This window comes from Flectobacillus sp. BAB-3569 (genome assembly GCF_002270355.1).
Taxonomy (GTDB): domain Bacteria; phylum Bacteroidota; class Bacteroidia; order Cytophagales; family Spirosomataceae; genus Flectobacillus; species Flectobacillus roseus.
Genome location: NZ_NJFZ01000003.1, coordinates 33,445 through 53,892, shown reverse-complemented (window position 1 = coordinate 53,892; position 20,448 = coordinate 33,445). Strand labels below are relative to the sequence as shown.

General features: G+C 36.9%; 17 protein-coding genes. 6 read left to right on the top strand and 11 right to left on the bottom strand.

The genetic code is table 11. From position 1 onward, the window contains the following. Positions 1–280 precede the first annotated feature (280 nt). Positions 281–1,255 carry a polyprenyl synthetase family protein gene (locus BWI92_RS01045; RefSeq protein ID WP_095160274.1) on the bottom strand — a complete coding sequence of 325 codons (975 nt, stop codon included), beginning with the start codon at positions 1,253–1,255 and terminating at the stop codon, positions 281–283. A 385-nt stretch (positions 1,256–1,640) separates the two neighbouring features. On the opposite strand from BWI92_RS01045, the gene BWI92_RS01040 reads away from it, so the two are divergent. After that, positions 1,641–2,576, top strand: coding sequence for a patatin-like phospholipase family protein (locus tag BWI92_RS01040; protein WP_095160273.1), 936 nt, complete (start codon positions 1,641–1,643; stop codon positions 2,574–2,576). A 384-nt stretch (positions 2,577–2,960) separates the two neighbouring features. On the opposite strand, the gene kdsA is transcribed toward BWI92_RS01040, so the two are convergent. The 5 genes from kdsA to murB are packed head-to-tail and all read right to left on the bottom strand — an operon-like array spanning position 2,961 to position 6,774. Beyond that, positions 2,961–3,770: a 3-deoxy-8-phosphooctulonate synthase gene (gene kdsA / locus BWI92_RS01035; RefSeq protein ID WP_095160272.1), complete on the bottom strand. Its 810-nt coding sequence runs from the start codon at positions 3,768–3,770 to the stop codon at positions 2,961–2,963. A gap of 8 nt (positions 3,771–3,778) precedes the next feature. Further along, entirely contained in the window at positions 3,779–4,330 is a 552-nt protein-coding gene (locus BWI92_RS01030; RefSeq protein WP_095160271.1) for a hypothetical protein, read from the bottom strand. 2 nt (positions 4,331–4,332) lie between these two features. Next, positions 4,333–5,361, bottom strand: a complete 1,029-nt coding sequence (locus BWI92_RS01025) for an AAA family ATPase (protein WP_176464329.1) — start codon at positions 5,359–5,361, stop codon at positions 4,333–4,335. Beyond that, positions 5,358–5,723 (bottom strand): AAA family ATPase, encoded by a 366-nt coding sequence (locus tag BWI92_RS28450; protein ID WP_095160269.1) that lies wholly within the window; start codon positions 5,721–5,723, stop codon positions 5,358–5,360. The genes BWI92_RS01025 and BWI92_RS28450 overlap by 4 nt, the downstream gene beginning before the upstream one ends. A gap of 31 nt (positions 5,724–5,754) precedes the next feature. After that, the gene (gene murB / locus BWI92_RS01015; RefSeq protein WP_095160268.1) at positions 5,755–6,774 is read right to left on the bottom strand and encodes a UDP-N-acetylmuramate dehydrogenase; all 1,020 of its coding nucleotides are present in this window, start codon (positions 6,772–6,774) and stop codon (positions 5,755–5,757) included. A 210-nt stretch (positions 6,775–6,984) separates the two neighbouring features. Here murB and BWI92_RS01010 point away from each other — a divergent pair, with 210 nt between their 5' ends. After that, a complete protein-coding gene (locus BWI92_RS01010) occupies positions 6,985–7,575 on the top strand; it encodes an SPOR domain-containing protein (RefSeq protein ID WP_095160267.1) in 591 nt (196 codons plus the stop codon). A 218-nt stretch (positions 7,576–7,793) separates the two neighbouring features. Continuing rightward, positions 7,794–8,858 (top strand): GDP-mannose 4,6-dehydratase, encoded by a 1,065-nt coding sequence (gene gmd, locus BWI92_RS01005; protein ID WP_095160266.1) that lies wholly within the window; start codon positions 7,794–7,796, stop codon positions 8,856–8,858. A 115-nt stretch (positions 8,859–8,973) separates the two neighbouring features. On the opposite strand, the gene BWI92_RS01000 is transcribed toward gmd, so the two are convergent. The 3 genes from BWI92_RS01000 to BWI92_RS00990 form a co-directional block, all read right to left on the bottom strand. Then, positions 8,974–9,768: a thymidylate synthase gene (locus BWI92_RS01000; protein WP_095160265.1), complete on the bottom strand. Its 795-nt coding sequence runs from the start codon at positions 9,766–9,768 to the stop codon at positions 8,974–8,976. Positions 9,769–10,028: 260 nt separating this feature from the next. After that, positions 10,029–10,457 carry an OsmC family protein gene (locus BWI92_RS00995; RefSeq protein ID WP_095160264.1) on the bottom strand — a complete coding sequence of 143 codons (429 nt, stop codon included), beginning with the start codon at positions 10,455–10,457 and terminating at the stop codon, positions 10,029–10,031. 124 nt (positions 10,458–10,581) lie between these two features. After that, positions 10,582–11,901: an alkaline phosphatase gene (locus BWI92_RS00990; RefSeq protein ID WP_095160263.1), complete on the bottom strand. Its 1,320-nt coding sequence runs from the start codon at positions 11,899–11,901 to the stop codon at positions 10,582–10,584. Between the two features lie 158 nt (positions 11,902–12,059). On the opposite strand from BWI92_RS00990, the gene lysA reads away from it, so the two are divergent. Further along, on the top strand, positions 12,060–13,304 hold the full coding sequence (gene lysA / locus BWI92_RS00985) for a diaminopimelate decarboxylase (protein ID WP_095160262.1): 1,245 nt from the start codon (positions 12,060–12,062) through the stop codon (positions 13,302–13,304). 290 nt (positions 13,305–13,594) lie between these two features. On the opposite strand, the gene BWI92_RS00980 is transcribed toward lysA, so the two are convergent. Beyond that, the gene (locus BWI92_RS00980) at positions 13,595–14,341 is read right to left on the bottom strand and encodes a porin family protein (protein ID WP_095160261.1); all 747 of its coding nucleotides are present in this window, start codon (positions 14,339–14,341) and stop codon (positions 13,595–13,597) included. A gap of 347 nt (positions 14,342–14,688) precedes the next feature. On the opposite strand from BWI92_RS00980, the gene BWI92_RS00975 reads away from it, so the two are divergent. Continuing rightward, complete coding sequence (locus tag BWI92_RS00975; RefSeq protein WP_374761197.1) at positions 14,689–15,141, top strand: Hsp20/alpha crystallin family protein; 453 nt, start codon at positions 14,689–14,691, stop codon at positions 15,139–15,141. A 424-nt stretch (positions 15,142–15,565) separates the two neighbouring features. Further along, a complete protein-coding gene (locus tag BWI92_RS00970; RefSeq protein WP_095160605.1) occupies positions 15,566–17,050 on the top strand; it encodes a Do family serine endopeptidase in 1,485 nt (494 codons plus the stop codon). A gap of 753 nt (positions 17,051–17,803) precedes the next feature. On the opposite strand, the gene BWI92_RS00960 is transcribed toward BWI92_RS00970, so the two are convergent. After that, a complete protein-coding gene (locus BWI92_RS00960; protein ID WP_095160259.1) occupies positions 17,804–20,419 on the bottom strand; it encodes an outer membrane beta-barrel family protein in 2,616 nt (871 codons plus the stop codon). Positions 20,420–20,448 lie beyond the last annotated feature (29 nt).

Below are 20,448 nucleotides of genomic sequence, written 5' to 3'. Positions count from 1 at the left end.
TCAACAAGGATACGATTTTTAAATATAATATTAACATGCTAGATATGACTTGTCTTAAGACGCAATGATTTGCGCCTTGTGCCTAATAAAAAAAAGCGCTCGAAAAACAATTTTCGAGCGCTTTTTTGATATTTATAGAATCATCCTAGTCCCACAATTCGGGGAAATTCAGGTTCGATATTGGATTTTTAAAGACAAAGTATTGGGTTTCTACAAGTAAAAATCATATAAAAAATAATCACTCATTCACTCAACCACAATTCACTCAACGAAAACTTGACTATTTAGCTCTTTCTATTGTAAACTGAACTAAACCTGCCAAGGATGTACGATAGATAGATTCTGGGAATGATTCCAATATTGCGAGTGCTTCGCGAACAATATTTTGCATTACTTCGGTTGCATATTGCAAGCCACCAGATTTTTTTACAAAATCAATTACCTCCGCTACCTTTTTAGGATTCTCAGAATCGTTTTTAATGGTATTGATTACATGACGCTTGGTGCTCCAATCTGCTTGATTAAGGGCATATATCAACGGCAAAGTCATTTTCTTTTCCTTAATGTCAATGCCTAATGGTTTACCTATTTCGGCATCTCCATAGTCAAAAAGGTCGTCTTTGATTTGAAAAGCAATACCAACTTTCTCTCCAAACAATCTTGCTTTTTCTACCGTTTCGGCATTAGCACCAGCCGAAGACATCCCTGCTGCACAACAAGCAGCAATCAATGTAGCCGTTTTTTGACGAATAATTTCAAAATAAATATCCTCAGTAATATCCAACTTGCGAGCCTTTTCAATTTGCAAAAGTTCACCTTCCGACATTTCACGAACGGCTGTTGAAACGATTTTCAACATCTCAAAATCCCCATGATCGATAGACAATAGTAAACCTTTTGAAAGGAGATAATCACCAACTAAAACCGCAATTTTATTTTTCCAAAGCGCATTTACAGAGAAAAAACCACGGCGATAGTTAGAGTCATCTACCACATCATCGTGCACAAGCGTAGCTGTGTGAAGAAGCTCGATAAGTGCTGCACCACGATAGGTTTCTTCAGTGATTTTGCCAAACACTCCCGCCGACAAGAATACAAACATAGGTCGGAGTTGTTTCCCTTTGCGTTGGACAATATAATTCATGATTGTGTCCAACAGCATCACTTTCGTTTTCATAAACTGGCGAAATTTGCCTTCAAAGGCATCCATTTCGGCAGCGATGGGAGCTTGTATTTCCTTGATTGATAAAGACATTTGTTCAATTGCTGGGCACCTAGTTTGGGTATATTTTATGACAAAGACAGGTACCGTTCTTAATTCCGACGCAAATTAGTCGATTTAGATAAAAAACAGGTCATTTAACCTGACTTTATAACATAAAAACTGTATTTTAGTTTGTTGGAAGTATCTGTTTTTTTGTTACAAAAACTTATTAGTTATGTTATTTTTCCTAAAAAAATTATTAGCCTGGATAAAATTATTTCAAAAAAATGACAAGTATCCTGTTGATTATTAACAAGTTTAGTTATCATTGTTAATTGAACAGAATGAAGCTTTCTCGGTCAAAAACGATTACATTTCTCTATATCCAAAGTTAGCTAATTATTTAACTATGAACCAAGATTATTGAAACACCACTATGAGTAAAATATTAGTATTGGCAGGTGGTTCTGTCAAAGGGGCTTATCAAACTGGAGTTGTGCGTGCGGTATTTGAATCTGGTTTTTATCCTGATGCAATTTATGGCGTTTCGGCAGGCAGTATGAATGCTTCCTATTTGGTAAATGCTATAGGCAGACAAATGCTTGAAAATGGCGTCGTTGACTATACAGAAACAGCCTTAGATTTATGCCAATTTTGGTCAAATAATATCGTAACACCCGACTCTCTGGCATTACGACGAGGTACCTACGAATTAGGCTTGAGTGCTATTCGAAGAAACTTTGAAGGTTTATTGGATACTACTCCGCTCAAGGAAATTCTTCATAACAATATTCACCTTCGTAATCTCAATGCAAGTCCTGTACTATTAAAAGTTGGGGCGGTCGATATTATCAACGGTAATATGGTTTATGCCGATCCAAGCTATGAACATTTCTTGGATTATGTGATGGCATCGTCGGCTATTCCGATTTTGATGCCTGTGATCAATATTGGTGATCACAAAAAAATGGCTTTTCTCGATGGCGGTATGCGTGATGTAGCTCCTGTCAAAAAAGCTATTGATGATGGAGCCGATGAAATTGTTTGCATTGCCTGCCATACTCGTAAGCTTGACGGCGGGTATTTTCCTTATGGCAATTTGCTGGCGCTGGTAGACAGGGTGATGGATATTGCTGTAAACGAATGTCTCAATGCCGATTTGGACTGGGCTGAGTTTAGAAATGAATGCTTACCCGAAGATGGAAGCTGTGCTACTTCTGGCATTTTGAAAGGTCAAAAAAGAATCAAACTCAAAATCATTCGCCCACAACAGCCCTTGAATATCGACATTCAGTCATTTGATAAAGACGATATAGAAAGACTCATTTTGTTGGGATATCAACAGGGCAGAGATGAAATGAAGAGTTATTGAGAAGAAGTTATTTGTTAGCTGGTATCTGTTATTTAAGGGAACCTAAATAGCTTTGAATCACGCCCAATTGAGTGATTATTGAATGAGTAATGAACTATATTAAAAATCAAATTTTCAGGCAAATATTAGTGATTATTTTAAGAAGAAATCCACCAGTAGAGACGCAATGCTTTGCGTCTAAAAAGTGTCATTTTGTATTGTGGTATCAACATGAGTCATCCCAAATTTTGAGATTGGGATTATCTTCCAAATTTTCATAAAAAAGGGGTCGGAAAATATTTCCCGCCCCCTTTTTTGAGGCTATCATGCTAGATTTAATTGGTTTGAGACGCAATCATTGCGTCTCTACTTTGAGAATACAAATTTTAACATAATCGCTCATGTCTAAACAATAGCTTGTCTCACACGTACTAATTTTTCTAATAAGGCCTCCAACTTGTCTAATGGCAACATATTGGCTCCATCAGATTTAGCGATAGCTGGATTTGGGTGTGTTTCGATAAACAAACCATCTGCTCCCACTGCAATAGCCGCTTTGGCGATAGTCTCAATCAATTGAGGCTTACCACCCGTTACGCCAGTTCCTTGGTTTGGTTGTTGTAATGAGTGCGTACAATCCATTACTACAGGAACACCATGAGCTTGCATTTCAGGAATATTGCGGTAGTCAACCACCAAGTCACCATAGCCAAAAGAGTTACCACGATCTGTCAAAAACACTTGTGCATTTGGATTTTCGTGCAATACTTTCTCTACAGCAAAACCCATAGAAGGACCCGACATAAATTGCCCTTTTTTAATATTTACAGCTTTACCTGTCTTGGCAGCAGCAGCCAAAAGGTCTGTCTGACGGCACAAAAATGCTGGAATTTGTAATACATCCACATACGGAGCTGCCATAGCCGCTTCGTCGGACTCGTGGATATCAGTAACAGTTGGAAGGTCATAAAACTCGCCCACTTCTTTCAAGATTTCCAAAGCAGCGATATCACCAATTCCTGTAAAAGAGTTTAGTTTAGTACGGTTTGCCTTACGGTATGAACCTTTAAAAATAAAAGGAATCCCAAATTGGTCAGTAATACCTTTTATTTTTTCAGCAATTTCAAAAGCCAAATCACGATTCTCGATGGCACAACTTCCTGCCATTAAGAAGAAATTATTTTTATCTAAGTTTTTTAATTTGGGAATATTCATAACAGTTATTAGTGACAAATTGCATCTAAATCGCAAGTGTCTGTTTGAGAATCATTTGAGATATAATTACGTATTTTATTTTGAGGAATTTTTCTAGGATTGGTCGGGACCTTAAACAAAGGAACTGATGAGTACAGTATTGGAATAAACTCAGGTTTAATCTCTTTAAAATCCTCTTGAAACATCCGTTGGGCAGTACTGACAATAAAATTAGCAAATATTTTCCCTGCTTCAACTTGGTCTGCACTATTGCCTCTGTTCCCTGATTTCAAGTTGCAAATGATGACAAATAGCCTATCTTTTCTTATGTAAAAAAGAAGAAAATCTGCCATGCTTTTCACCCCAGATATATCATTTAAGAATGGAAATTTATCTTTTATTTCCTTTCTATCTTTTTTGGGAAATTTATCAAATTTGTAGACTAAAACATCTCCCGTCTTTTGGATTTTAGCTCTAGCACATTTTGCTTTTTTGTTATCTTCTCTTAGCTCAAATATATCTCCAGATACGTTTTCTTTATATCCAGAGAATATAATTTCTTCAATACGTTGTAGAATCATGGTTAATCAAAAAGGGTAAAAAAGATTTCTTCTGATGCATTATTCAAATTATTAATTTCTTCGTCAATCGTATTTACTTCAAAACCTGTTTCTGATACTTCTACATTGTAGTTTCTGTTATCTTTGAAAAGATAAGCCCCCACTCTTTTGTAATCAACAAGTTGGTCTTGATTGTAGGCGTATTTAGCAATTAAATTTGCAGCTTTTTCTCCACCTGATTTTAGCATTATTAAATTATTGATTTCTCGAATAATATAATCGCTATGAGTACTAATCATTACTTTGAACTCATAATTTATAAATTCGCCGATTAGTCTTGCAATTTTTCTTTGGTTATCAGGATGTAGGTTTAATTCTGGTTCATCAATAATGATAAAATCTCCTTTTTTCGCTAAATGACGAAAGTAAAAAACCAAGTTAGACAGTGACTTCACTATTGAAGCTGTCAAATGAATCTCAAGATTTTTAATCTTTGATTTAGAAGGATTAAATTGAACAGATCCCTCTTTTGATATCTTTATTTTACCTTTTAATAACTCTTCTTCAATTTTATCTGCTAAAAAAGCATATTCACTTTTATTCTTTTGCAATTCGAATACATCCTCTGCTATTTCAAGACTATCTCTTATAGGAAGAGGGTAACGTTGTGCTTTGTTGAGAATATCTTCAGATTTTCGTTTATCTTTATATTCTAGAAGCCTATCAACTATAAGGTTGCGTTTAATTGATAATTGTCGGCTAAAAATATTAATTGCAGATCTCTCCGCAGGAGCAATAAAAACATTATCGAAGATGGTATTAGAAATAATTTGTAATACCATACCTTCCAATATGTTAGTCATAAAGCTTTCTAATGAAAAAAGGGTGTGCTTATCTGAATCCTTATCAAATTCATTTTTTTCAATAAAAAATATATTGAGATCTTCCGAGTTTTTATCTTTCGAGACCTTGATACTATTTTTTCCAAAAGTTAAATTATTATTAACTGCAAGATTACGCAAATTATTTGACGTAGCTATTTCATCAATCAATAGCGAAATGGAACTTTTGGAAAAAATATATCATCTGTATCAAATATATTTCCAAGTTGTGCTTCTAGATTTTTACAATTTCGCTCTTCAATATTTCTCCTTCTACTTTCGAATAATTTAATTATATTAAATGAGAATTGTCCTTTTTCCTTTAATATGCTTATCCATTCTTTACTCTCAGGAATTTCTGGATTAGACAGTAGATTGAATCTGTCCTCTCGATTAAATTTGTATAGTCCATAAACAGAATATGCCGCATATGTTTTTCCTGTATTATTTGGACCAGCTAAAATTATTAAATCTTTAGACAAATCTATTTCTGCTTGATTTAACAATCCCACATTCTTAAATTCTATTTTCATGGAATATTGTCAGTTTATATATACCTACAATTTATATAAAATTCACCTCAGGATGCAGTGATATACCGAATTTTTCGTTGACCGAATCCTGAATTTTATAGGCTAATTCTTTAATCGCATTGCCATTGCCTCCACCATAATTGACTAATACTAGGGCTTGTTTGGCGTGCACTCCAATTTGTCCATCTCGGTAACCCTTCCAACCAGCTTGCTCAATAAGCCAGCCTGCGGGTACTTTAATTAGCTCTGGATTTACACTTGGGAATGACACGATATGTGGAAATTTTCCTTTCAATGTATCAAACTGTGCTTTGGGTATTTCTGGATTTTTGAAAAAACTGCCCGAATTACCTATTTCAGCAGGATTAGGCAATTTGCTCTGACGAATATGAATCACCGCATCGCTAATGGCTTTGATGCTAAGTTGTTCGATACCCATTTCTTTCAATGTATCTTTAATAGCGCCATATTCGATATGAAAGTTGGGTGTTTTACTAAGTTTAAACGTTACATTAAGAATAACATATTGGTCTTTGTGAGAGTTCTTGAAAATACTTTCTCTGTAACCAAAATAGCATTGTTCTAGAGTAAAAACCTCTATTTCAAGCGTTTTCAAATTGAGTGCTTCGAGTTTTTCGAAAACATCTTTGATTTCAATTCCATAAGCCCCAATATTTTGCATTGGTGCAGCGCCTACCGTACCAGGAATGAGCGAAAGGTTTTCTACGCCCGCCCAGTCATTGGCAATACAATACATCACAAACTCGTGCCAGACTACCCCCGCTCCTGCTTTCAAATACACATGATTTTCATTTTCATCGACCTCTGCTATTCCTTGAATATCGATTTTAATCACTAAGCCCTCAAAATCTTTCGTCAATAAAATATTACTCCCGCCACCCAGAAACAATTTTGGGGTATTTTTGAAAGTTTCGAGTGATAAAACTTCTACCAATGCTTCAACTGTTTTGACTTCAGTAAAGTATTGAGCCGTAGCATCAAGCCCGAAAGTATTAAAGGCTTTTAAAGAAATATTTTCTTGAATATTCATTAGGTTGTTGTTGGAACGAATGAAAATTTAAAATAAATGTGAAGCAAAGTTACAATGAGTAAAGTGCTTTTCAATTATTTTAATAAAATTGTATCTTTGACAAGACTTCCGTGTGAGTTATCTCTTGCTATTCAGACTCTTTATTTCAATCTTAGTCGATATCGATAACCTCTCGCAAAAATTAAGTCATTATAATCCTGAGCAAATTATATGAAAAAACACATCGGAATAATAGGTTTTTATGGCATACTGTTGCTGACTTCAGCTTGTGCTTCACAAAGTCCAACCGCCTCGACCCAAACGGGTATTGCGAGTAGTAAAACCAAAAGTGGAGAAGCCAGTCGCAATGAACATCATGTTTTCCAGCAAGATTTGTCTAGCTTCCGTCCCAAATTCAAGGATCAAGATGACGCAAGTCAGGTGGTAAATTCGGCCAAAGCCTCTAAGATTGTTTTTGACAATCGAGATGTACCCTTATATATCAACAAGCGCTTAGACCCTATTTTGGATACGATTGCTTCGCAAAACAAGAATATTAAGTTTGCGAATGGCTTTCGAATCCAGATATATGTAGGAAATGACCGTAAGTCGGCCGACGATGCCAAGGTATATACTTATCAGACTTATCCAGAAATTTTTCCGTATTTGACATTTCAACAGCCTGTTTACAAAGTAAAAGTAGGAGATTTTTTAAACAGAATGGATGCTGAAAGATACTTTGCCTCTATCAAAGAGACGTACCCAAGCGCCTTAATTTTACCAGATAAAGTAGAAATCAAAAAAGGGATGTTTGTAAAATAAGGTTTTACGAAAGAAGTATATTGCGACACGTCCAAGCAACTTCATTTCTTAGAAAAGTACTATTTAGACGGTGACAAACAGATTTTAACTACGTATAAATTTTAACCATCTACTAACCAGTAAGTAAAAACTTTGAGATTGGTGGATGGATTTATTATTTTTGCAAAATGCCTAAACGGCAAATGGCAAAATTGAAATAACGTATTCTAATTTTATAAATGAAAAAAGCCCTAATTACAGGTATTACAGGACAAGACGGAGCCTATTTGGCAGAGTTGCTCCTCTCGAAAGGTTACGAAGTTCATGGTATCAAACGCCGTAGTTCGTTGATAAATACGCAAAGAATCGACCATTTGTATGAAGATTTACACAAAGGTGATGTAAAATTTATTTTGCATTATGGCGATTTGAGTGATTCTACCAATATCATTCGTATTATTCAGGAAGTTCAGCCCGACGAGATTTATAACCTAGGGGCTATGTCGCACGTAAAAGTATCATTCGACGAGCCAGAATACACAGCTCAGGTAGATGGTATTGGTACCTTACGTATTTTAGAGGCTGTACGTTTATTAGGCTTGACAAAGAAAACTAAAATTTATCAAGCATCTACATCTGAACTTTACGGCTTGGTACAGGAAGTACCACAATCAGAAAATACACCATTCTATCCTCGTTCGCCTTATGCTGTTGCTAAATTATACGGCTACTGGATTACGGTAAACTATCGTGAAGCCTACGATATGTTTGCAGTGAATGGTATTTTGTTTAACCACGAATCTCCTTTACGTGGCGAAACTTTTGTAACTCGTAAAATCACTCGTGCTGTAGCTCAAATTGCTCTTGGTCAACAAGATAAATTATATCTTGGAAACTTGGACGCTCAACGTGACTGGGGACATGCTAAAGATTACGTAGAAGCTATGTGGTTGATTCTTCAGCAAGATACACCAGAAGATTACGTAATTGCGACAGGTATCACAACACGTGTACGTGAGTTTGTACGCATGGCATTTGCTTATGTTGGTATCGAAGTAGAATTTACAGGCGAAGGCGTTGATGAAAAAGGTATCGTTAAATCTTGTTCAAACCCTGCTTATCAAGTAGCAATTGGTACAGAGGTTGTAGCAGTAGACCCTCGTTATTTCCGTCCAACAGAAGTAGAATTGTTGATTGGTGACCCAACCAAAGCTCAAACAAAATTGAACTGGAAACCAAAATTTGATTTGAATGCTCTTGTAGACGACATGATGCAAGCAGACGTTGCATTGTTCTCGAAATAGCGTTGAAAAATATATTTTAAAAGCGGAAATCAAGAAATTGGTTTCCGCTTTTTTTGTTTTATATGCTTGAATGATACTATCTCACAATTCACCACTCACAATTCATCATTTTTACTTAAACCGCTACAGGAGCTTTAATCGCTGGGTGTGGGTTATAGTTTTCCAACGTAAAATCTTCAAACTTGAAAGAGAAGATATCTTTTACTTCTGGATTAATTTTCATGGTTGGTAATGGACGAATCTCACGTGAAAGTTGTGTAGCTACTTGCTCGTAATGGTTTGAATAAATGTGCGTATCCCCACCAGTCCAAATAAAATCGCCGAGTTCCAAATCACATACTTGTGCTACCATCATTGTCAGCAAGGCATACGAAGCAATATTGAAAGGTACACCCAAAAATACGTCAGCACTACGTTGGTATAATTGGCATGAAAGTTTGTTATCTGCAACATAAAACTGAAATAGCGCATGGCAAGGCATCAATGCCATTTCTGATAATTCTCCTACATTCCATGCACTAACAATGATACGACGTGAATCTGGGCTTTTTTTCAAGGTATCAATCACCTCTTTCAATTGGTCGATTACTTTACCATTTGGCGCTGTCCAGCTTCTCCATTGCTTACCATATACAGGACCTAAATCGCCGTTTTCGTTGGCCCATTCGTCCCAAATGCTCACACCGTGATCTTTTAGATATTTGGTATTGGTATCACCCTGAATAAACCACAACAATTCGTGGATAATCGATTTTAGGTGTACTTTTTTGGTAGTTACCATTGGAAAACCTTCTTGAAGGTTAAAACGCATTTGGTAACCAAATACACTTTTTGTTCCTGTACCAGTACGGTCTGTTTTTACCGCACCGTTGTCCATAATATGTTGGAGTAAATCGTGATACTGTTGCATGGGATGATGAATATTTATAGCTGATATTGAAGTCAACCACTATCAGAAGTGCTTTAATTCAATATCTCTAGAATAATTTCTTGTAAATCTTTTCTCAAAATAACCCCAAAATTAGCACAAAACCCTTGCTTGACCAAAGTCAAACAAGGGTTTTGTCGATGGTATTTCTAAGTTAATGATTCAACTATCTGGCTTTCGGCAAAAGCATATCTTTAGTTGTTAAAACTCTTTGCCTGTTGCCTAATGCAAACAAGTTAAATCTATTCTGCAAAATCGATGCTACAAGTATGCGTAATAGTAGCCGAAGGGCTCAATTGAGCTGTTGCAGAGCAGTATTTTTCCATAGACAATTCAATAGCCTTTTGAGCTTTTGCCTCAGTGATATTGCCTTTCAAAGCAAAATGGATATTGATACTACGGAATGGAGTCATTTCTGTTCCTTCGATTTTTACACGTTCGCCCGATACCGAGATTTTTAGGTCGTCGATACGTTGGCGTTGTTTTTTCAAAATCAAAATTACGTCAATAGCAGTACAGCCACCCAAGCCCATCAATAAAAGTTCCATTGGGCGTGCGCCTGAGTTGGTACCACCAATATTTTCGGCTGCGTCGATATGTACTGGTACTCCTGACATTCCTGATGCCTCAAAGTGAAAAGCATCATCTACTCTAACTAATTCTACTTGCATGGTTCTCGATAATTAAATGATGGATAGAATTTTCAAAAATTCTATCTCTTTTTGGTATAACAGAAATCGATACCACTTAGTGCCCCACTGCCTTGGTTGAGAGATATTACAAGCTAAAATATGACTATTTCAGTTCGTTAGCGTGAATATCTTTTACCCAAACTTGTGTTCCTTTGGTATCATACACTGTGATTTTCAAGACTCTGTCTTTCAAAGGTCCTGCTACTTCACAGATTGCAAAGTTACGTTCTGTGTATAATGTACCGTCAACAATTGGCGAATTATTTTCGTCTTTAACTGGTTTTGAAGGGCCAGACGTCAATGGCGAAATAGTTAAATCATACAAAGGATAAAGATTTCCTGCTCTTTCTAATTTTTGCAAACAAGTATGGTGGCGATCACCTGTCAAGAAGAACACGCCTGGCACTTTAGCATCCGCAATTTTCTTGAGAAGCTCTGCTCTTTCGGCATCATACGTTGCCATATTTTCGAATACCTTAGCTGGATTGATTACTTGTCCACCACAAACAATGAATTTAAAAGTCGCTTTACTACCAATTAGGGCATCAATCAACCAATTGATTTGTTTTTTGCCTAAAAAATCGCGGTCGCCAGTGTGGTTATCATTTGGTGTGCGGAACCAACGGTTATCTACCATAAAAAACTGAACGTCATTCCATTGGAAAGTGCCTGTAGTAGCTTCATTTTCAAAAACATAGTTAGGGTTTGCCCAAAAAAGTTTGAACATTTCCAAAGACATACTTTTATTCCAGAAAGAGCGATCGGCATCGTTTGGACCATAATCGTGGTCGTCCCAGATAGCATAGTGGTGAACGCTTCCCAACAATGGTTGAATTTCAGGAATACTTCTTGAATGAGTATTACGGTGAATCATCCCTGTACGAGTATTCCAGTCTGGCTCACGGTAATAGAAGTTGTCGCCACCCCACATCATAAAATCAGGTTGTTTCTGATAAATTGAAGTGAAAATTTCAGGATACCCCCCATAGGCACGACCTGGGCGGTCAGTTTCAGCTTCGTTGATGTAATTACAGCTACCAAAAGCAAACTTAAAATTGGCTGGGTCTTTACGATATTGCCACAACTCTTGCGACTGGAAGGAAAGCGGATAATCGCGAGCAACTTTTTTACCATTTACCCAAACCTCATAATCGTATTTCTTGCCCATTGTTACTTGGTCGCAAACTAATTTTGCCACATTACCATCATGTTTATTGGTAGTGATTTCGGCGGTACTGTATTTGATAGCGGGATTTTCCTTGTCCCAGTATACAAATTTCACTTTTGAAGGCTTTTGAGTTTGCACCCAAAGCATTACTTCTTTCATTTCAGAATAGCCCACCATTGGCCCACTCTGAATCTGAGCATTAGCTACAAACTGTACTATTTGAAATAATAAAATGAATAATAAGAATTTTTTCATGAGGGATGTTTTTAGTTGGTGATAAGATTGGGGTATCTTTGTATTTAACTTTTATTGAAAACAATGACAAAATAGTATTCTGTATTTCTATCTCAACGGCATATATGTTTTGTTAATTTATCAAAAAGGCACAAATAGAATTTAACAATAGCAAAAAAATGCATTATTACGACATCCAAGGGATTCAATTAACCGAGTTGGCCGACAAATTTGGTACGCCTTTATATGTATATGACGCCAACAAAATTATCGAAAAAATAGGCATTCTTCGTGATTCATTCAAAGATGTTAATATAAAGATAAAATACGCTTGCAAAGCAAATACCAATTTGTCTATCCTAAAACTAATGCGCAAGCACGGGGTCGAAATCGATGTAGTATCTCCAGAAGAGCTTCGTTTGGCTTTGATAGCTGGGTATGAGGGGCCACAAATTACCTTTACGCCAAGTGGTGTTTCGTTTGATGAAATCGAATTGGCGGCTGAAATTGGTGCTCGTATCAATCTCGACAATTTGGATGTATTGGAAGCTTTTGGACAATTGTATGGCAACAAAAAAGGAGCTTTGATTCGCATCAAACCTCACGTATTTGGAGGTGGTAACGAAAAAATCATGACGGCTCACCCAGAATCTAAATTTGGTATTTCGATTCATCAGAAAGAGCAAATTTTAGAAATCGTGAAAAAGTATGATATGAAAATCATCGGTTTACATCAACATACGGGTTCTGATGTCAAAAATGCGGATGCTTTTACGCAAGCAGCTTCAGCGATTTTGGAAATGGCCAAAGATTTCAAAGATTTAGAAATTATAGATTTAGGTGGTGGCTTCAAAGTGGCTTACAAAGACGGCGATATTACTACAAATATGGCAGAATTAGGAGCAGTTTTGAGTTCGGCATTTTTAAATTTCTGCCAAGAATATGGTCGTCCATTACAATTATGGTTCGAACCGGGCAAATTTTTGGTCAGTGAGGCTGGAACATTCTTGACTACTGCAAATACCGTCAAAAAAGACCCAATCAAGACTTTTGTATGCGTAAACTCAGGCTTAAATCACTTGGGCCGTCCAATGATGTATGGAGCTTATCACGATATTTTTAACGCATCTAATCAAGATGCTAGTCAGCAAGATGATTATCGCGTGGTAGGATATATCTGCGAAACGGATACTTTTAGTTGGTCTGCTGAAGGTCAGCAAAGCGAACGACGTATGAATACAGTGAATAAAGGTGATATTATTGCAATGAAAAATGCAGGTGCATATTGTTTCTCGATGTCGTCACAATACAATTCTCGTATTCGTCCAGCGGAAGTTTTGGTCGTTAATGGTGAAGCAAAATTGATTCGTGTTCGTGAGAGTTTCGAGGATATTTTACGTAATACGGTAGAAGTAGACGTATAAAATGAAGTAGGAATTTAGAGTGAGAAGCTTGATCATTATAAGTCTCACTCTAAATTTTATTCTTCTCTCAGGTAATCGTGTAAAATAAGATTTAAGTTATATGCCTAGGCACTAGGCAAAGAGTCCTAACATGTTTTTAAGAACCAAAGACATGCTTTTTTCCAAAGCCCACCGCCGAAAGCCGATACCTGAAAGCTTAAAACACAAAAATTAAACTCTATTTTGCGAACTAACTTAATATACTGATAATCAAATACTTACATTCTCAATTCACAATTCAGAACTAATACTTAAAATCCATATCCTACACCAAGCGATACGGTCGTAAAGTTGTTGAAATCTTTGATTTTTTTCAAGCCATAATTAGCTCTCAAATCTACAAACCATCGCTTGTCGAAGCGGTATCCTGCGCCTACAATAGCGCCAACTTCTACTTTATCACCAAAAGATAATCCGCTCAAATCAATCGTATTATTGACAGAAGATGAATTCGTACTTGTCAGATAAGAGGCATAAGGGCCTACTTCTATAAAAAAGCTCTTAGCATCATACCCGAAGCGATATTGATATAGCAAGGGAATATTGAGCATATTGACATGACTGGTTGTACCATTTTTTTTCGTTGCCTTTGATTGGTAATTAATCTCAGGTTGAAAACGGCTTCTTGGTGTAAAACCAATGTTAGCAAAAGCACCGATTTCAAAAGTTGGGATTAAATCTGTTTGCTCTCCTTCCAAAAGAATTACCTGCCCTATTCCACCTCTTAATCCAAATCTGTCTGGAGCGATTTCTTCTGGCACACCAAAACGTCCGTTTCTGGTAGACATTTTATTGGCTTTGAATCCTTGCAAATTCGATTGTGGTCCTGTCGACTGCTTTACGCTGACGTTGTTTGGCGTGCTTGACGTATTGCTTTGTGTTGTGGCAGTTTTGGACACTTTACTTGTGGTAGTTTTCTTTTTTTGTTGCCCAAAAACACCAAATTGGACAACCATACATACAAAGCAGGCAGTAAGTAGAGATTTTAATCGATACATAGATTTTAGTTTTGTGTGTTAGTAAGAATTTTTCATCAATAAACATTACATCCTTGCAGATATAATTAGCAATAATCAAGCTAAACTAGCTAAATAAGCAATATGCTGTTGGACTTTTATCAAACTTTTTTAGCTCTCAAAATTAACTAGATATGACAAGATGTAAGGAATAAAACACTAATCATGACATTATGTCTGTGCATATTAAGCAAAAAAGAAGAAAAAGTGCCAAAATGTCATTAATTTTTCGGTTGGTATAGAACTTGTAAAAAAGTTAATACCACCGCAACAGCGTGGTAGTTCTTTTAAAGTGATTTTTCAATTAACAAAATAAAACATTTAAAGCCATGACATTCGTAAGACTAAACCCAGCAGTAAAAAGAAATTCAACTTTTAACAACGACATTAACAACCTTTTTAAACAATTCGATACTATGTTACCTAAAGCTCATTTTCACAATTCATATTACCAATCTATTCCAGCGGTTAATGTAAAAGAATCAGAAACAGGATTCGAAATTGAAGTAGCAGCTCCTGGCTTGAAAAAAGAAAACTTCAAATTGAGTCTACACGAAAATCGCTTGACAATATCGGCGGTTCAAGAACAACAACAGGAGGAGAAAACTGAGAAATATACTCGTCAGGAGTTTAATTACAACCAATTCCAACGCACATTTACCTTACCTAAAAATGTAGATGGCGAGAAAATTGAAGCTACTTATACTGATGGTATTCTTCATGTAGGTTTGCCGAAAAAAGAGGAATTAAAACCAGCGGTAAAAGAGATTGCAGTTTTGTAATGAGTAAAATATAAAGCCTAAAAGAAACTGAGAGTATAGTCTCTTTTTGAACTCAATTTTGTGGAATATCCCTAACTTTTTTTCAATTTCGAGAAACAGTTGGATGGATATTCCCTTCTTTTTTCTCTGGCGAAATAGCGAAAGTAACAGAATTCTTAAAATATGTTAAAATGCCATTAATGTGTGCACCTTGAATCTTGATTTTACGTTAAATTAGCGTAGTGAAATCAAAAAAACTCGCTCAGTTTGTTTACTGGCAGGAAGCTCAAAAGTTTAAGCCGAGTGTTTTTTTGAAAAAAACTTTTGCGTGACAAACAAGAGCCAACAGCTACAAATTTCAACAAAACAATCTATTCCACTAGACCGTTTAGGAAATAAAGTACGAGTCTGGTTCACATTAAAAACTCTTTATTTAAAAATGGAAATGAACAATAATTTAAAAACCCTTGCCATCGTTGGTGCTTTGAGCAGTGCGACCACGCTCGGAGCCTATAAGTTATTCATCGAAAAGTCTTCATCTGACGCAGTGTTTTCAGATACTCCATCTGCCTTTACTCGTATGGTGTCGAACAGTGGAGCAGCAGCGGGTTCATTAACAGAATTTACATTTGCAGCAGAGAAAGCAACGCCTGCCGTTGTACATATCAAAACTAAAATGACTCGTCAAGTAAACCGTCAAATGGTTGATCCATTCGAGGACTTCTTCGGATTTGGAGATTTTGGTGGAGGACGTCGCCGCCAGCCCGAAGCGCAAGAGGCTTCTGGTTCGGGTGTTATTATCAGTGCCGACGGTTATATTGTGACCAACAACCACGTGGTACAAGATGCCGATGAGGTAACTGTAATCCTTGGAGATAAGCGTGAATTGAAGGCTAAAGTAGTAAGTACTGACCCTTCTACCGACTTGGCCGTAATTCAAGTAAAAGCTACGAATTTGCCATTTTTAACTTTCGGTGATTCTGATGCCTTGAGAGTTGGCGAATGGGTATTGGCAGTTGGTAACCCTTTTAATCTTGAGTCAACTGTAACGGCTGGTATCGTATCAGCAAAAGGTCGTCAAAACATTATTGACCGTGACAAAGAAGATGTAAACCCGCTTGAATCGTTTATCCAAACAGATGCAGCGGTAAACCCAGGAAACTCAGGCGGTGCTTTGGTGAACTTGAAAGGTGAGTTAATTGGTATCAATACTGCTATTTACAGCCGTACAGGTCAGTTTGCAGGTTATTCGTTTGCAGTACCTGTAAGTATTGTGAAAAAAGTATCAGCTGACTTGATTAAGTATGGTAATGTACAGCGTGGTTACTTGGGCGTGAGTATCCAAGATGTTTCAGCGAAGGTTGCAGAGGAGAAAGGGCTAAAAGTGAACGAAGGCGTATTAGTTGGCGGGTTTGCTAATAATAGCTCTGCACAGTCTGCAGGGTTAAAAGTAAACGACGTGATCGTCAAGGTAGACGGTATTGAAACCAAATCGAATTCAAAACTAATGGAATTGGTAGGTCGTAAACGTCCAGGAGAAACCGTAGTAGTTACTGTAAACCGTGATGGTTCGACAAAAGATTTCAATGTGGTATTGAAAAACAAAGATGGCAACACCAACATCGTAAAAGGTGAATCGGCTGGTGCTGCTATTGCAAGTGAATATCTTGGTGCAAAAATCGCCAACCTTTCAGAAGCTGAAAAAGCGAAATTGAAACTTTCGGGTGGTGTAAAATTAACCGATGTAAATCCAGAAGGTCGTTTGGGTTACCAAGGTGTTGAAAGCGGTTTGATTATCTCAAAAATCGATGACAAAGCTGTAAAAGATGCCAAAGAAGCGGCTGATTTATTACAAAACCGTAAAGGTCGTGTAAAAATCGAAGGTGTGGATATGGACGGCACTCGTTACTATTATGTAATCGTTCTTTAATATTGCAATTTTGACTGATTGTATATTCCCCTACTTGCTCTTGCGGGTAGGGGATTTTTTGTTATTCAGAATTTGGGATTAGGAGTGTATAAGGATTATAAACGCCATTTATTTCGGATATCGGATGAGTACTGTACAAAGGAATAAGTTTAGTTTTTAAAATAAAATTGCAGTAGCGGCAACCCTTGCGGTTGCCATGTTGAGTTGGGCAACCGCAAGGGTTGCCGCTACTGCAAAAATGCTCAGGAAATGAATGTTTCGGAACATCATAAAATCCTTCGTACAGTACTAATATCGAATGGTGGATTACGGAAGTGTAGGCTTCTATATTTTGTAAATAATAAAAGTATTTTACTTTATTTCGGAAAGAGGCAATACTTACAAAGTCAGAAATTGCTTGAAAACTTTCACAATAATGATTACGAAACTATCACTACCACAGAACTTATAACGACGCAATTAAGCCATTTCCAACAATAGGTACAGAAGTTACCCAAAAGTATAAAAGTGTTCGTCATAGAAGCATGAATAGAATTTGCCTAATGCCTACGGAGTATTAAAGTAATTTTATTTAGGCAAGGACAAAGGACAACTCCTCACTCAAAACTCCCAACTCAGCACTAAAAAAAATTCCCCAGTCGAACAACTGGGGAATTTTATTCATTACTAACATCAATTTGTTGTAATTATATAGCTACGCAAGTTTATTTGATCAAACATTTTCAAATTTACAATAGCCACATAATCACCGTACTATCTTGGACGACCACCGCCTCCGCTTGGCATACCGCCACCGCCTTGAGACTGACCGCCACCATTACCGCCGCCGTTATTATCGCCACCATCATTTTTCAAGTCATCGTTACTAACTGATTTCTTGCGTTTTGGTGTATCAAAAGTCATTTTACCAATACGATAACTGAAGTTAATCTTGAAGTTCATGTTACGTAAGGTGTTAGTACTATTTTGAGAAATGATAACTGAGTTGATTTCGTTACGAATTTTGAAGCCATTTGGTGTGAAGAAGTTTTCTGCACCAAAACCAATACTTCCTTTCTTATCTTTGAAATCTTTCTTCACGCTCAAACTATAGATACCAAATCCTCCTTGGAACCCTTGAAGTTGCACTTGAGTTGAGCGATAAAAACCAAACGCCTGTAAGCCCCAGTTATTACCCAAATTGTAGCTACCAAAAATACGGTAGTTAGCTACCCAACCTGAGTTTGAAGCGTTATATAATGGGTTTGGTACATTGTTAGCCAATTTTGCATAATACACATCTCCACCCAAACCAACAGTTAGTTTGTTTGAAAGACTAACATTTGCAAAGGCATTCATACCATACGCGTCCTGCTTACCGATGTTTTGAAATGATGTACGAATAGTATCACCAATAACATCACGAACACTTTCGATACTTCCTGTTGTATTACGTACAAAAGTTGAAACTGTCAAGAATGTACCTTTGATAGAAGTATTCAATGTCAACTCGTAATTGTTGGTGTATTCAGGACTCAAATTAGGATTACCCGATGAAATATTTAATGGGTTTGAAGCATTGATGTTCGGGTTTAAGAACTGAATTGAAGGACGCTGAATACGACGGTTGAAACCTAATTTCAAGGTACTTACACTACCCAATTTACGAGAGATATTCAAACTTGGCACGAATACTCCATAAGATGGAATTGACAAAGTTTGGTCTCCACTTTTAAAGTTTGCAGAAATATCAGTATGCTCATAACGACCACCCACTTTCAAAGTATATAATTTTGATAAAGTAGCAGTATACGATAAGTAAGCCGCTGCAATATTTTGAGTATAATTAAATACGTTGGCTGCAGTAGATGAGGTTGTCGTTGGCACATAAGCACCAGTTGCACCTTGAGCAGTAAAATACTGGTAGTCTGAGTTTACTGTTCTGAAAATTCCTTTAGCACCAACTTCTACCAATTGAGATTTAGTAATTGGTGTTTGATAATCTGCCTGAACTGTTACTTCTTGGTTATAGCTGTCGTTGTTGTTTTTCAAACGACTTGTAACGCTATTATCTGTCAAGTTCAACAAATTATTCACAAAGTCATTCGTACGGTTGTTACGACTAAATTGCGTCAACAAACTAAATTCTTGTTGTGGCTTTTTGAACGTATGGGTATAGTCGATGTTAGCATCAATCGTTCCTGACAAATCCTTTGTGTTTACATCACGAAGCGTTTTCGAAATCAATGATGAACCAGAAAAACTTTGACTCAACAAACCATCTTGATAGCCATTTTGATTACGTACGCCATAACGAACCGATGCTGTGATTGCATTATACTTGTTGATATCCCAATCCCAACCCAATTGATAGCTACCAAACAAACCATTGCTACGAGTATCTGCACTCTGAGTATTCAGGGTTTGTCTTCCGTTGTTAGTCGTAAGTTGGCTGTTTTCGAAGGTACCGTTTACGTTATAGTTTGAACGACCAAAGCCTCCTAACGAGAAGCCCATATTACCTTTACGGTAATTTCCGTTCAATGAAAGGTTGGCGCCACGAATACCTACACTCGAATCCATGTTCAAGGTTAAACCTTGCAAATTGTTTTTCTTCGTAATGATATTGATAATACCTGAAGAACCTTCCGCATCATATTTTGCAGACGGAGAAGTAATTACCTCTACCGACTTAATCATATCTGCAGGAATTTGCTTTAAGGCATCCGCAATACTAGTTGCTACAATTGTCGATGGTTTATTGTTGATCAATACACGCACGTTCGAGCTACCACGCAACGACACATTACCATCTAAGTCAACTGAAAGCATTGGTACTTTACGCAATACATCAGATGCATCACCACCTTTTGAGGTAGCATCACGCTCCGCGTTATACACCAAACGGTCAACTTTATCTTCAATTACTGCCTTTTGACCTTCCACAGTAACTTCTTGTAATACCTGATTCGACTGACTCAAACGAATTACGCCTAAATCAATCTCATCGTTTTTGTTTTGAATTTTAACTGGGATTCTCTTAGATACATATCCCAAAAACGTTACAGAAATCACATAATCTCCTGTGGCAATTTTGTTTAAGGTAAATTTACCTTTTTCATCTGCAACAGTTCCGTCGATAGGTTTATTAGTAGCTTTGTTAATTAAAGCAACACTTGCAAACTCGACTGCTTTAGTTGCAGCAGAGTCAATCACAAAACCCACAATCTTTGCAGAACCTTTTGGTGCAGCTTGTGCTGTACCCGGAATAGCCTGCTGCTGTGGTTGCTGACGCTGTCCTCCTCCCATTCCCATGCCTGCGCCAGGGAACTGCGCCATAGTATTAAACCCGATAAAACTTAATACTGAAAACAATAAAACTTTTTTCATGATGATGTTTTAGAAAGCCCTGAACTTTA